Source organism: Spiroplasma corruscae, from assembly GCF_002237575.1.
GTDB classification, from domain to species: Bacteria; Bacillota_I; Bacilli_A; order Mycoplasmatales; family Mycoplasmataceae; genus Spiroplasma_A; species Spiroplasma_A corruscae.
Genome location: NZ_CP022535.1, coordinates 943,500 through 958,748, shown reverse-complemented (window position 1 = coordinate 958,748; position 15,249 = coordinate 943,500). Strand labels below are relative to the sequence as shown.

Sequence of the window (15,249 nt, the reverse complement as noted above, 5' to 3'; positions counted from 1 at the left end):
TAATTTGTATCGTGCTAACTAAATATATAAAAAATAGAAAATCTAATTATACCAGTAATAAAATTACTGGTTTTTTTAATTATAATTATATTTGAACAAGATTAAAATAATTAAAAAAGTGGTTTTATATTTTTATTATTATAATAAATCTTTATAAGAACATTGTAAGGTAATTAAGTAAAGTGGAGAATTAAAAAAAGTCTTTTAAAAAAGACCACATTAAAAATTCTATTATTTCATGATTAAAATAATATTTAATTAATAAAAATGATGTAAAATGATATTTTAAATCATTATGTTCGTTTATAAGCAAAATTATATATTTTATCTATTCTTTTATTTTGACTGCGCTTGTAGGACAAACCATTTGGCACTCTTTTAATTCAAGATTATTTTCTTTTGCCTCTGCCAGACCATCTTCATCCATGAAAAGAGTTTCGCTTTCATCTATTTCAACGCAAGCCATACAACCAATACATAAATCTTTATCTATTCAAGTTTTTTTCATAATATTTCTCCTTTAATATAGTAATATATTACAATAATTTTAATTATTAAGTCATTTAATTTATAATAATAAGAGCATAGAGGTGTTTAATGGCAAATCAGTCAAGAATGACGCGCAACAAGGAGTTGCACGATAAAGTAAAAAAAGATATTATTTATAATAAACAGCTACAAAACGATAAATCAATAATAAATTCTACTTTTGAAAGATTAAAAGAAATTGACCTTAATTTTTTTAAAGAAAAACTGGATTATTTTGATAAAAAACATCAGTTTGAAAAACCTTATTTAGATAAAGATAAAACATCTAATTTTATATCTGATGAAATAAAATATGACTTAAAAAGAGAAATAGCTGAATTAAAAAAAATAAATGATAATAATATATCAAAAAGTGAAGTGCCTCTTAATAAAAACAAAGATGAACAAAAAATTATATTAAGAAATGAAAAGTATAAGTTGTATTATGAAAACATTGGAAGAAATCAACAAATTTTTCAAAGAAGCATTGAAAAATTGAAAAATAAGCAACTAAATAAAACACAGTTACCAAATAATATTTCAATGACAACCGTTCATCAAATGAGATCACAGGATAAAAGATCTACAAATACAATGCTTGTAGAAGTGCAAGGTAAAGTTGAAGTATACCAAAATAAACTTTTAAAAGCGTATAATCCTAAAATAAAGAGTACAAAAATTAAATGAGTATTGCCTTTAATACTTTTGGTTTTTTTTGTAATGATATTGTCAATAGTTATTCCTATATTTATAGATTTTTAGAGGTATTAATGAAGAAAATGATTAGAGTAGCAGTAGATGGTACTGCAGGTAGTGGTAAAAGTACAATTATGAAATTAGTATCAGAAAAGTTAAATATTACTTTCTTTGATACTGGTCTAATGTATAGGGCATTTACATTGTTTTGTCTAAAAAATAATATTGATTTTAAAAACTCTGACATAATGGAAGGTTTATTGCATAGCTTTAATTTTGAATTAAATGATTCAAGTGAACCAATAATTAATGGTGAAAATTATGATAAGTTATTAACTTCGTACGATGTGGTTAAAAACATTAAGTATGTAGCAAATAATATTAAAGTAAGAGAATTTATGGTTAATAGTCAAAGAAAAATAGCATTTAATAAAAGTATTATAATGGTTGGAAGAGATATTACAACAGTTGTTTTACCAAATGCTGATTTAAAGATATATTTTGATTGCTCAATTGAGGCAAGAGCTAAAAGAAGGTTTGAACAAAACAACCAAAACAATATTATTCCAAATAACTATGAAGAAATTTACAATAGTATTTATAAAAGAGATGAAAATGATAAAAATAGATCTATCGGTGCTTTAAAAGTTGCTGACAGCGCTTGAGTATTTGATACAAGTTTTTTAACAATAAATGAAGCTGTTGAAAAAGTTATAGAAAAAGTTAAATCGATAGAATAAAGAGGTTCATTTATGAAAAAAAAAGGAATAGTAGCAATTGTTGGTAGACCTAACGTTGGCAAATCTACACTTTTTAATAGAATAATAAAAGAGAAAAAATCAATTGTTGAAGATGTTCCAGGTGTTACAAGAGATAGATTATATGGTGATGCTGAGTGATTAACGGTACCATTTATATTAATTGATACTGGAGGTATTACACTACAAGATACAAAGTTTGCAAAGGAAATAAAAATGCAAGCTGAAATTGCAATTAAAGAAGCGGATCTTATTTTATTTGTCTTAAATTATAAAGATGGAATATGCCCTGAAGACAATGCTGTTCTTAAAATACTTTATAAAACTAACAAACCTATTATTTTAGTAATTAATAAATATGATAAGAAAGATGATTTTAATAACTCTTATGAATATTTGTCATTAGGACTTGGTGAGCCAGTTTTAGTTTCATCAACTCATGGTATCGGAGTTGGTGATTTACTTGATAGGATAACTCAAAACCTTCCTAACTCTGATGATATTAAAGAAGACGAGAGCATAAAAGTATCTGTGGTAGGTAAGCCTAATGTCGGTAAGTCAAGCTTTGTAAATTCATTATTAGGTGAAAAAAGAATGATTGTTTCAGATATACCTGGTACAACAATAGATGCAGTTGATAGTTCAATATTAGTAAATAATAAAAAGTTTCTTATTATAGATACTGCTGGGTTAAGAAAAAAAGGTAAAATTTATGAAAATTTAGAAAAGTATAGTTACATAAGATCAATTACAAGTATAAATAAATCTGACGTTGTATTATTAATGCTTGATATTAGTCTTCCAATTACTGATCATGATTCTAACATTGGTGGTTTTGCATTCCAGGAGAGCAAACCTATTATTATAATTGCAAATAAATGAGACTTAGTTCAAAAAAAAGATTCTAATTCAATGAATAAAAAAGAAGAGGAAATAAGATCTTATTTTAAATATCTAAGTTATGCTAAAATTTTGTTTATTTCAGCTACGGAAAAAATAAGAGTTAATAAAGTTTTTGACATAATTGAAAATGTTAATCAAAACCTTAAAAAAAGAATTAAAACTAGTGTCCTAAATGAAATATTTAATAAGGCACAGTTAATTAACCCGTCCCCAAGTCACAATGGAGGAAGATTAAGAATATATTATTCATCCCAGGTAGAGGCATATATACCAACATTTGTATTATTTGTAAATGATCCATCATATGCTCATTTTTCATATAAAAGGTTTTTGGAAAATCAAATTAGGCAACATTTTGATTTTTCCGGAGTTCCAATTAAAATAATTTTTAGAGATAGGAGAAATTAAATGCAATCAAGTAAAAATATTACCATTATTGGTACAGGTGCTTATGGTACAGTATTAGCTAATGTATTAACTGATAACGGACATAATGTAATTATGCACGGTATTGAAAATAGTCAAGTGAATGATATAAATGATAACCATATAAATTCAGCATTTTTTAGAGATCTAATTATTAATGAAAATATTAAAGCAACCAACGACTTTCCTGTTGCAATTGAAAAAGCAGAAGTTGTAATCTTAAGTGTACCTACATTTGCATTAGATAGTGCATTAGATAATATATTAAAATATGGCAAGCGTAAGATGTCTATTATAAATATTGCTAAAGGTCTTGATGAGGAGAATTTAGATCTATTAAGTAATAAAATTATTAAAAAATTAGAAAATAAAAATGTAATGAAAAATTTTGGTGCTTTGTATGGACCTTCTGTTGCTATTGAAGTTATTTTAAGAAAACCTACTTGCATAATGTCATGTAGTAAAGATAAAGTATTTGCAGATTTCATAGCTAATTTATTTAGTAATGAATATTTCATAGTTAAAAGCACTACTGATATTGCTGGTTGTGAAGTCTCAGCGGCATTAAAAAATGTTATTGCTATTGCTAGTGGTATATTACAAGGATATAGTGCTTCTGATAATGCCAGAGCTTCGCTTATAACTATTGGAAATGCAGAAATATATAAGTTCGCTAAAGTGTTTGGAGCAGAAATGACTACATTTATGAATTTTGCAACTTTAGGAGATTTGATCCTAACTTGCTCTTCTTTTAAATCAAGAAATTTTTCTTTAGGAATGGCAATCGCTGAAAACAATAGTGCTGCGACTGCCTTAAAATATCATAAAAAAACAGTAGAAGGGGTAGCCTCTGCAAAAGTAGCATTTAAGTTAATGGAAAAGTATAAAATTGATACACCATTGTTTGAAATAATGTATAAAATACTATACAATAATCTTAACCCTAGTAATCTTATTAACAGTTTCTTTAAGTTTGCTACGGTAGTATAGATACAATAAGGGGTAGAATTACTATGACAAAAAAAGAATTATCAGAAAAATTATCAGTGAATTTTAGCACTTCTAAAGCAGATGCAGAAAAAATGGTTAGTTATGTATTTGATGAGATAACAAAAGCTTTAACAAGTAAAGAGGAAGTACAAATCGCAGGATTTGGTAAATTCTTAACAAGTGATAGAGCAGCTCGTGAAGGTGTTAATCCAGCAACTGGTGAAAAAATTAAAATAGCAGCTACAACTGTTGCTAAGTTTAAAGCAGCTAAACAATTGAAAGATGCAGTTGCTAAATAGTTTTACAATATTAAAGGTTGCTTAGGTAACTTTTAATTTTTTTTATGAAAAATGAATAAATTATTTAAAGATGGATTAATTAATAAAAAAACTCTTCTAATATTAAACTACAAAAAAGTAGGTATAAATGAAAACCAACTTTCTATATTGTTGCTAATAATGGAACTTTCTACAGAAGAGCAAAAAAACTTCACACCAATACAATTATCAAATTACATGACATTAACTAGTGATAAAATTGAACAAGAAATATCTAACTTATTAAAAAATAGTAATATAAAAATTGTTATTAAGTCTAAGAAAACAATTTTAGACTTATCACCCTTATTTAATAAACTACTTGTAAAAATTGAAGATGAATATACTAAAACAAAGAATAAAGAAAACTATAAGATAATTGAAAATAAACTTAATTATAAACTAAAAGACACTGATATAACTAAATTAGAAGAATATTCAACGTCTGGTTTATCAATTGCAAAAATTGCAAGCATAATAGATAGTTCTAATGTAGAAACATTAGATGAACTATTTAAGTTACTTGACAGTAAGGCTAAAAATTCATCAGTAAAAATAACTATGTATAACTGATTAAATGATTAATTATACTTATTAAATCTATAAAGCCATTTTCAAAGTTAATTTTTTGATAATTACTACAAAAATACTCGTATGGTATTTTTTTTACTTTAAACTCCTTAATGTGAATAGAAGGCATTAAAAAGATTTCATTAAAAATATGAAAATAAATTAATACAAACGAGATTCCTTTATGTTCGTTAATTTTATTTAGTTTCTTTACCTGATTGGGTTTAATATTTTGTAAAGGAAAGTATTTTTTTTCTGTCTCTTTAGCCTCAAATTCAATATATATACCATTAAAAATACCTACATAATCACAAAAGTTATTAATTTTAAGACTTGATTTAATTATATTAGAGTCATAGGAAATTATATTTGAATCAATTGGCATTTTCAAAATAAACGCTAAGTTATCTTGATTAATCTTTTTTATAGAGTTATTTATTAACACTTCTAAAAACATACCTTTATTTTTTAAAATCATATTAACCTCCTATTAAATATCGACTTAAAAAACTTTTAATTGAGAGTCTTATTACATTTAAAAATTTATTTTATTTATTAAAACAAGTTTCAAATTTCTTTCGTTTATTAGGTACCAGATAATAAATATTATAATTATTTAGGAGGAAAAAATGATAATTAATAAAGAAAATGTTTTAATTTATGTTAATAAAGATTTTAAGTCTATAGAAAACTTATTTATTTTTATTAGTCAAAAGTTATACACTTCTGTTGGTTTAAAAGAGAGAAATGACTATATAAATTTTAAAAGTGTTTATGATGATTCTATTATTGCATATTCAAAAGATAATTTTATTTTAAAAAAATGCGCTATACCTGAGATAAAAGACACATTTATAATATGTGTTAAAAATAATAGACTTATAAAAACGGATAAATTTGAAAAAACTAAGAATTTTTTTATCTTTGTTTTACATCCTATAAAAGAAAATTTTATTTCTAATATAATATTTGATGAATTATTAAAAAAACTAAAAAATAAAGAATTTAGAGATATTATTAAAACTATTGGTTTAACCTTCGAAATTGAAAACCTTTTAATATCTAAAAAACCTTTATCAATATTAAATTGTAACACTGTAACAAAGTGCAAACCATTAAATATAGTAGCTATAACTTCTTGTAAACTTGGATTGGCACATTCATATATCGCTGAAGAGAAGTTGATAAATAAATTAACTTTAGAAGGGCATCAAATTAGGGTTGAAGTACAAGGTTATAAAACAATTAAAAATGAGTTAACGACAAAAGAGATTTACGAGGCTGATATAGTTTTAATTGGTGCTGAAACAAACATTGATAAAACTAGATTTATAGGAAAAAAAGTATACCAGACTAATGTAATAGAAGTTATAAAGGACCCATTAAATGTATTAAACCAAGGTGTATTAAAATCAAAAGTATATTTTGAGGATATTAATTTTATAACAACTTTAAATAAGGAAGATAAAAGTTATGGGTTAGTTAATCATATTAGCTATGGTATGAATTACTTAATACCAATAATTATTATCGGTGGACTATGCTCAGCACTATCGTTGTTTATTGCTAAAATTATTTGAGGACCAAACTCTGATGTAGGAGGACCAAATAATATTGAGTATCCAAACAATCCTCTAGTTATTATGAAACATATTGGATCAACATCATTTATGCTTATGGTACCAGTACTAGCAGCTTTCATTGCAAAGTCAATTGGAGGAAATTATGCTATTGCACCCGCTTTAGTGGGAGGTTATATAGGAAACGATGTAAACACTTTTTTTGTGTTACCCGGAATTCCCACAATACTTACACCACTTGGTTTTATTGGGGCTATTTTATCTGGTTTTTTAGTTGGTAATTTTACAAAATGAGTTAATAGTTGAAGGGTTGGAAACAAATTAAAGAATATATTAGGATTATTTTTTATTCCTATTTTTGGAGTATTTGGAATAACAATAATATTTGTTTACTTAATTGGAAGTCCAATTGGTTGGATTATGCATAAGTTTATGAGTTTCATATATAGTTTATATAATGTTCAAAGTATCAATATTGTTACTTCGATCATTCTTGGGATGATACTCGGGGGAATGATTTGTTTTGATATTGGTGGACCAATAAATAAAATAACTTTTTTAACAGGTGTAAGTTTATTAAATGAACAAATATCAGAGCCTATGGCAATTATTGGAGCAAGTCTACCTATAGCACCTATAAGTATTGGTATAACTACACTAGTGCTTAGAAGGTATTTTGATGACGAACAAAGATCTGCAGGAGTTAGTGCAATAATAATGGGGATTATTGGTATTTCAGAAGGTGCTATCCCATTAACGATAAAAGATCCTAAAAGAGCGGTATTTGCAAATGTATGTGGTGGAATAATAACTGGTGGAATAGTAGGACTTTCTAAAATACATAATAATGTATCTCATGGTGGTCCTATCGTTGCTGTTTTAGGTTTTGTATTATATGGCAGAGAGACTATACTATTTTTTTTGTCAATATTAATTGGTGTATCTATTAATGTTATTATATATAGTTTATTATTAATAAATTCAAAAGGAACAATAGGTTCTTTAAAAGAAACTTATTATACCTTTACAATTAATACAAGGATTGCATACACAAAGAAAATAGATGATTTAAAAAGTTCAGCAAAGTTCTTACAAAAAGATATTGATAAGGATAAATTAGATGACATTTATAATAAAATCAGAATTTTGAGAGTAGAGTATAAAGCAAAAACAAAAGTTGGAAAGAAGTATTATAAAGAATTATATATCGATGATAAAAAGGATACTATAAATAATAAAATTTATTATAAAACCTATATATCTAGCCTAAAAAATTGAAGAAAACAACAACTTATATCGGTAAAAAATAATGTTAAAAATATGAAGCTAAAAGATAAAATCTTAATAAGTAAAGAAAAAAAAGTAATAAGTAATGAGTTTAAAAAGGAATTATATCATTCTAAAATCAGTCTACATGAAAGATATGTAAATTTATTTAAAGAAAAAATTAAAGTATAAAAACTTGGTTATTTATTTTGTTAAAATGTTTATATATCAGAATGGAGTAATATATAAATGGCTAATGAAAAAAACGATGTTATGCATGTTGACGAAACAAAACCTTTAATAAAACTTACTAATGTTAGTAAAAAATATAAAACAAGAGTCGCATTAAATAATATTAACTTAGAAATTAATTATGGTGACAGAATTGGTGTGATTGGTGCGAATGGTGGCGGAAAGTCTACTTTAAGTGAGATTATCGGAAACATTAGAAAACCAACTAGTGGAGAAGTTTTTAGACAAGAAAATATGGTAATTGGATTACAATTTCAAGACTCTCATTATCCAATTGGAATAACAGTTTTTGACATGATAAAATACTATTTACAAACTTTTAATATAGAAATGACTGAGTCTGAATTAACTAAAATATTAAGAACATATCAAATTGAAAGTTTTAAAAATAAGTTCCTTGTTAACCTAAGTGGAGGTCAACAACAAAGAGTTAATATTTTATTAAGTTTAATTCACAACCCTGATTTAGTTATATTAGATGAAATTTCAACAGGTCTAGATATTGAAGTTAGAAGTGAAATATTTAATTATATTAAAGAAAATGTTGTCAGTAAAAATAAATCTTTAGTTTTAGTTACCCATATGATGAGTGAGATTGAAGAATTATGCAATAAGTATATTTATATTCATAATGGTGAAATCAGAGATAGTGGATTAGTAACAGAAATTGTTAAAGAATATGGTTCTGTACATAATTATACTTGGAAAAAATTTAAAGAAGAGAAATCAGAAGATTTAAAAAAAGAAGCTAAAAACATTGATGAAAGTAGGGCTAAAAATAATAAAAATAGATTTGATAAGATTATAAATAAAGCTAACAATAAGGGAAAAAATTTACCTTTAATAGTATTATTGTTAAAATATTATTACAAAGGATTTGCTACACCATTTTTTATGTTTGTATTCCCGATAATTTTACTGTTTTTAGAAGGTTTCGCTTTCAAAGGGCAAATAATTGAACCTGGATCTAAAGATTATACCTTATTACATAGTTTGGTTGGTTCTCTTTCGGCAATGCAAATTGTTTCTACGGGTATATTTATAATTCCTCAAACGATTCTCGATTTTAAAAATAGTGTATTAATGAAAAGAATTGGTGCAACAAACATAAAACCTTTTTTCTTTATTTTATCAGTTGTATCTATGGGTGTTTTGTTTATGCTAATTGGATTTTTATGAACAATACTGTGATCAGGAATAATGTTTGGTCAAGAATTTGGATGAAATAATATTTCAACACCCTATCAAGCTTTAGAAGCAATTCCTTTCTTATTGATAATATTAATTTCTTCAATATCTCTAGGTTTAATGTTAGCTAGTATATTTAAGTCAACAACAGTATATATCGCAATATCTAATGTAATATATATCCCAATTGCTTTTTTAGGAGGGACATTTATGCCAATAGATTTCATTATGTCTAGTGATATATTAAAATATGCGACATATATTAATATATTTAAATATTGTTTAGAACCCTTTAATAATGCTTGATCGGGTAAATTTATATTTGATTATAAAATAGGTATTTTTATAGCTGTATCAATTGCCTTATTGGCAACCTATATTTCCATAGCGTCTTGAAAACTTAGATGAGAATCATAATAAGGAAGGTTAAAAATGAAAAAAATATTAAGTTATTTGTTGTCATCAACACTTGTTTTATCATTAACAACTTCAACAATATCATGTAATATAACTGGCGTTGAACAACCAACAAATCCCGAACAACCAACAGAACCTGAACAACCAACAGAACCTGAACAACCAACAGAACCCGAACAACCAACAGAACCCGAACAACCAACAGAACCCGAACAACCAACAGAACCTGAACAACCAACAGAACCAAATGATAATTGAAAAACAAACAAAATATTAGTTGGTTATTGATATGATTGAGGTGGACAGTATCAAACAAATATAAAACTTAGTGATATAGACATAAATTATAACGTTGTTAATGTATCGTTTCTATATTCAAGTAGTGCCTATATGATGCCTTCATATAATCCAAGTAATCCAACTGAAGTCAAAGATGGTATTAAAAAATTACATTCTGAAAATAGAAAAGTTTTACTCTCGATGGGTGGTCAAACTGGTTCTGAGATGAAGTTTAGAGTTAATCAAAAATCCGAACTTAAATCAACTATTCTAAATGTTATAAACGAATATGGTTTTGATGGTATTGATATTGATTGAGAAGGTGAATGTTTATCTGATAGGGAAAGTCAGAATGTTACAGCAGATGTGTTAATTGAAATAAAGAATGAGTGGTCAAGTAATAATAAAGATTTCTTCATAACTATGGCTCCAGAAATGCCTTACATAAAAAATGCTACTGAAACAAGTGGTAGAAGCTATGTTCCTTTTTTTAAACAACTTGAAGGATACTATGATTGAATAAACCCACAAATGTATAATGGATGAGCATGAGGTCCATATGTAGAATCTGATGAAGCAAAAAAATTTAATATTAATACAGGTTCTATTATTCAAAATGATGATTATTTAAATAGAGGAAAATTTTATTATTTATTAACAAAATACATCACTTTTACAAATAGTAATTATAATAATTTTTATAAAATAGATGCTGATAAATTCGTTATTGGAGCTTCAACAAATGAACCTGCAGGAAAGGGTTCGGCTTATAAAGAAGCTATTGAAGAAGTATATAATTTATTAAAAGAAGATAATATTAATATTAGAGGTTTAATGACTTGGGCAGTTAACTATGATTCATATAGTGGTGTTTTACCTTCCGGAAGTGGTCAAAATACTTATTTTGAAAAATGAAGTTATGCAAGTTGGTTCGAAAAAACATTTAAAATTTAATTAAATAATTATATTAAAATTTAATTTAACATTTGCTTTATTAGTAGTAATATTAATATAGAATAAAAAATTTTGATATAAAATATTTATTTGGAAATAATTTTAAATGGAGGTAATTATGAAAGTAATTATAGTAGGAATAAACCATGCAGGTACAGTAGCTGCTAGAACATTAAAAAGATTAAATAAAGATATAGAAGTTGTTGCTTATGAAAAGAGTGATGTAATCTCATTTTTAGGTTGTGGTATTGCATTATGAGTTAGAGGAGAAGTTAAAGAACCAAATAAATTATTCTATGCATCTCCAGAAATATTACAAAGTGAAGGAATTAAAGTTCACAAGAATCATGAATGAATTGGTTTAGATGCAGAATCTAAAAAAATTATTATTAAAGATTTAGGGACAAATAAAGAATTTGAAGATAACTATGATATGTTAATTGTAGCTACTGGGTCTTGACCAGTTCTTCCACCAATTCCAGGAATTGAATTAGATGGTGTTCAAATTTGTAAAAATTATTACCATGCACAAAAAATTAAAGCAGCAAATGAAGATGCTAAAATTAAAAACGTTGCTGTAATAGGTGCTGGGTATATTGGTGTAGAGTTAGTAGATGCATTCGTTGAAAGCAAAAAAAATGTAACATTAATTGATGTTGAAGATGCTATTATGCCTAATTATTTTGATGCAGAATTATCTAATCATGTTCAAAAAAGAATGGATGATGCCAAAGTAAATAGTTTATTAGGACAAAAAGTTGTTGAGTTTATTGGTGAGAATGGTAAATTAAAACAAATTAAAACAGATAAAAACATAGTTGATGTCGATTATGCAGTTTTATCTGTAGGAATTAAAGCACAAACAAAGCTTTTACAAGGTGTTGTTGAACTTGATAACAGAGGAATCGTTAAGACAAACCAATTTATGCAATCTTCTAATGAAAGTATTTATGCAATTGGAGATTGTGCTGAGGTAATGAATTTAACACAAGGAAAAAATACTCAAATTGCATTAGCTACAACCGCAGTTAGATCAGGAATATTAGCAGCAATCAACATTGCAACAAAAAATACAGCTCCTCAAATGGGATTCACAGGTGCTAATGCTATATCTGTTTTCGGATTTAGTATGGCTTCAACAGGAGTTTCAGAAAACTTTGCAAGAAAATTAGGGATGGATTTTGATTCAATATTATTTACTGATAATGATAGACCTGAATTTATGAGTACAACAAAACAAGTTTGATTAAAACTGTTATGAAATAAAAAAACGAGAGTTTTAATAGGAGCACAAGTTGGTTCAGAAGCTAATCACACTGAAATAATACACATGCTATCTTTAGCTATTCAAAAAAATATGACTATTGATGAATTGCCGCTTGTTGACATGTTCTTCTTGCCTCACTTCAATAAACCATATAACTTTGTTACACTAGCTGCATTAGAAGTTCTTGGATTAAACTACTTTAAAAAATAAATTATTGTTTTTATTAAAAAATTATATTTACTAGTGAATTATTCACTAGTTTTTTATTTCATCAAAATATAATTAAGTTTAATTTTAATTAAAGTATATAGAAATATATAAAATTATTATTATACCCATTATTTATTCTAATAAAATTAGTAGCATACAATAATAATTTTTAATTATAATCTCTTATACTATCACAATATAAATATTTAATCTCATAAATGTATTTTTTACACAATTATGAGATTTTTTATTTCTAGAAATGAATAAAAATAAAGTAAGTAAATTAATGATGTAAAAATATAAAGTTACTTTATATATAAAAACTTAGATTTTATAAATGATAAATAATAATAAACTTTCATATTAAAAACATAATTAAAATCAATAAGAAATTTTAATGATTAATTAGTTAATAAGTCTTTTATAAAAAAATTCATAGAAATAAAATGATTTTTAACTTTATATAAAAATGACAACAATTACTTAATAAGTGTATGCTAAGTATAAAGGAGTTAGAGATGAAAAGAAATTTATTTTTAGTCAGTGCGACAATATTAGGGTTATCATTTTCTGTAGTACCCTTTATTAAAAATAGCGAGGTTAATTCTGTAGAATTAAACCAAGATAAAAATACTAGTAATAACCAAAAAGAAAGTGGACTTAAGTATTTAGATGATATTAAAAACTTGAATAAAAGCATTGGAAGTCTTAAATCATTAAAAACATTATCAATTATTAATAGTTTCAAAAATGCTAATAAAATATTCTCAGATAAAAAAGTAAACGTCAAAGTATTTAATGAGAATTCAGCAACATTAACTATTGATGATTATATTGGATACATTAATGTAAATTTTACTACTAGTGGTCTATCTAGTTTATTTGATAATAATGATTTGGGTATACAAACAAGTTATGATATTAATAATGTTGTTCAAGCTATAGAAAATAAAAACACAGATTTTTCATTATTTGATAAATCAAATTTAACATATGAATTTAATTCAATAAATGAATTTAGTGTTTACTCAAAAATTTTAAACTCTAGTAGTAAATTTGCAATTAGTCCTCAAAACCTAAGAACAATTGTAACAAATACTGTTATTCAAAAAAACGTAAAAAACCCATATAATAGCACCGAAATATTAAACGATATTTATGAAATAAATCCAATTCTAAATCTAGATAAATCAATTATATCTATTGTAAAAGATAGTTTTAGTTATAATGGTTGTATAATAATGTCTACTAATTCATTTGATCAGGTAACAAAAATAAATATAAACTATAGAATTGATGACTTTTCATATGCGATTAATAATACTAGTCTTGGTGAAATAGGGTCTTTTAAAAAAGCTGACATAATAAATAACTTACTAGATAATAATAAAATATTAAAAGATTATAATAAGAGTAATCGCCTGGGTATTGAAGTTCTAAAGGTAAACTTAAATAACTCACTAATAAGATTGAGCAAAAAGGGTACATCAATATACAAAGATTATACTTTCTTACATAAAGCTAATAATATTTCAGTATTACTTGAAAGTAATTCACTTTCTTCAAAACTTACTCATTATAACCAAGATAATGCAGTTGAGTTAATTAGAAACTCATTAGTTAATACAAATCCTTACTTAAAAGAACTAAATAAAAATGATTTAATAATTCAAAATATTAATGCTAAAAATACATCAAATAATCAACTTGGTGAAGTTTCATTTAATTTAAGTATAAGAAATTATAATGGATTAGAAAAAATTGAAGGTTCAATACTAAAAACTGATCTAAATAACGAGGTATATAACAAGTCATTAGGTAATGATATAAATTGAAATAATTCAAATGACATAATAAATATATTTAAACAAAAAAATAATAATATTGATTTAAACGAACTTAATAAAATAAATGTTACGAAATACGACAATTTCTCAGTAAGTGCTAAAAATAGTTCTCTAACATACTATGGCGAAGTATCAATATCATTTGGCACAAACCTAAGTAGAACATCAGGAATTTCTGCAAAAGTTTTAGATAATAATGATAGTGACTATGGTTATAATGGAAATGGTTCAATTGGAAATAGAGCTTATTTAGCAATTCACCTCGGAGAAAATCAGGGTACTTCAAACATTGCAAAACTTGAGATGTCATTAGGTACTAAATATAATTTAGGAATAAAAAGAGACTCATTTACTAATGTTAATAATAAGTATTTAAAAGTAGGTTATGAATATTTAACCACTAAACTTGCTAGTGACGAATATGGAGATCTTAAATTTGATTCAAATAAATTACATGAATTTGATAAATCAGGTGAATTAAACATACCACTAAGTCAAGTTATTGATGGTGGTATTTCCGGAAGTATTCAAACAACATTTAATAATTATCCAATTAGAAATCGTGATGGTGGGTGATTTAACACTTGTCCAAGTGGTTCTACTGGGTATAGAACAGTTGATGGTATAGTCAAATATGATATAAAATTTTTAAGTAACGGTGATTTTTATATGTATGCTACTAATTATTTTAATATTAGCAAAGGTGTTGAATGTTATGGCCAAACAATAAGAACTCAATTTAGTGTCAATTATATTAATATTTCTTAAGTTCGTTTTATCCATATTATTAACTTATTTAAT

General features: G+C 25.4%; 13 protein-coding genes. 11 read left to right on the top strand and 2 right to left on the bottom strand.

What is annotated here, in order from left to right:
- Positions 1-328: 328 nt before the first annotated feature.
- Positions 329-508: a ferredoxin gene (locus tag SCORR_RS04150; RefSeq protein WP_094049440.1), complete on the bottom strand. Its 180-nt coding sequence runs from the start codon at positions 506-508 to the stop codon at positions 329-331.
- Between the two features lie 89 nt (positions 509-597).
- On the opposite strand from SCORR_RS04150, the gene SCORR_RS04145 reads away from it, so the two are divergent.
- From SCORR_RS04145 to SCORR_RS04120, 6 genes are read left to right on the top strand one after another with little or no spacing between them, the layout of a single operon-like run.
- Complete coding sequence (locus tag SCORR_RS04145) at positions 598-1,290, top strand: hypothetical protein (RefSeq protein WP_094049438.1); 693 nt, start codon at positions 598-600, stop codon at positions 1,288-1,290.
- A gap of 8 nt (positions 1,291-1,298) precedes the next feature.
- On the top strand, positions 1,299-1,964 hold the full coding sequence (gene cmk / locus SCORR_RS04140) for a (d)CMP kinase (RefSeq protein ID WP_094049436.1): 666 nt from the start codon (positions 1,299-1,301) through the stop codon (positions 1,962-1,964).
- A gap of 12 nt (positions 1,965-1,976) precedes the next feature.
- Positions 1,977-3,293 carry a ribosome biogenesis GTPase Der gene (gene der / locus SCORR_RS04135; RefSeq protein WP_094049434.1) on the top strand — a complete coding sequence of 439 codons (1,317 nt, stop codon included), beginning with the start codon at positions 1,977-1,979 and terminating at the stop codon, positions 3,291-3,293.
- A complete protein-coding gene (locus tag SCORR_RS04130; RefSeq protein ID WP_094049432.1) occupies positions 3,294-4,301 on the top strand; it encodes an NAD(P)H-dependent glycerol-3-phosphate dehydrogenase in 1,008 nt (335 codons plus the stop codon).
- 23 nt (positions 4,302-4,324) lie between these two features.
- A complete protein-coding gene (locus tag SCORR_RS04125) occupies positions 4,325-4,600 on the top strand; it encodes an HU family DNA-binding protein (RefSeq protein WP_094049430.1) in 276 nt (91 codons plus the stop codon).
- 51 nt (positions 4,601-4,651) lie between these two features.
- Entirely contained in the window at positions 4,652-5,203 is a 552-nt protein-coding gene (locus tag SCORR_RS04120; RefSeq protein WP_094049428.1) for a DnaD family protein, read from the top strand.
- Here SCORR_RS04120 and SCORR_RS04115 read toward each other — a convergent pair.
- Complete coding sequence (locus tag SCORR_RS04115) at positions 5,178-5,666, bottom strand: Holliday junction resolvase RecU (RefSeq protein ID WP_094049426.1); 489 nt, start codon at positions 5,664-5,666, stop codon at positions 5,178-5,180. The genes SCORR_RS04120 and SCORR_RS04115 overlap by 26 nt on opposite strands.
- A gap of 151 nt (positions 5,667-5,817) precedes the next feature.
- Here SCORR_RS04115 and SCORR_RS04110 point away from each other — a divergent pair, with 151 nt between their 5' ends.
- From SCORR_RS04110 to SCORR_RS04090, 5 genes are all read left to right on the top strand, one after another.
- Positions 5,818-8,226 (top strand): PTS fructose transporter subunit IIC, encoded by a 2,409-nt coding sequence (locus tag SCORR_RS04110; RefSeq protein WP_094049424.1) that lies wholly within the window; start codon positions 5,818-5,820, stop codon positions 8,224-8,226.
- A gap of 57 nt (positions 8,227-8,283) precedes the next feature.
- Entirely contained in the window at positions 8,284-9,891 is a 1,608-nt protein-coding gene (locus SCORR_RS04105; RefSeq protein ID WP_094049422.1) for an ABC transporter ATP-binding protein/permease, read from the top strand.
- Positions 9,892-9,906: 15 nt separating this feature from the next.
- Positions 9,907-11,124, top strand: a complete 1,218-nt coding sequence (locus SCORR_RS05485) for a glycosyl hydrolase family 18 protein (protein WP_094049420.1) — start codon at positions 9,907-9,909, stop codon at positions 11,122-11,124.
- A gap of 118 nt (positions 11,125-11,242) precedes the next feature.
- Positions 11,243-12,601 carry an FAD-dependent oxidoreductase gene (locus SCORR_RS04095; RefSeq protein WP_094049418.1) on the top strand — a complete coding sequence of 453 codons (1,359 nt, stop codon included), beginning with the start codon at positions 11,243-11,245 and terminating at the stop codon, positions 12,599-12,601.
- A gap of 518 nt (positions 12,602-13,119) precedes the next feature.
- The gene (locus SCORR_RS04090) at positions 13,120-15,216 is read left to right on the top strand and encodes a hypothetical protein (protein WP_094049416.1); all 2,097 of its coding nucleotides are present in this window, start codon (positions 13,120-13,122) and stop codon (positions 15,214-15,216) included.
- Positions 15,217-15,249: the final 33 nt, after the last annotated feature.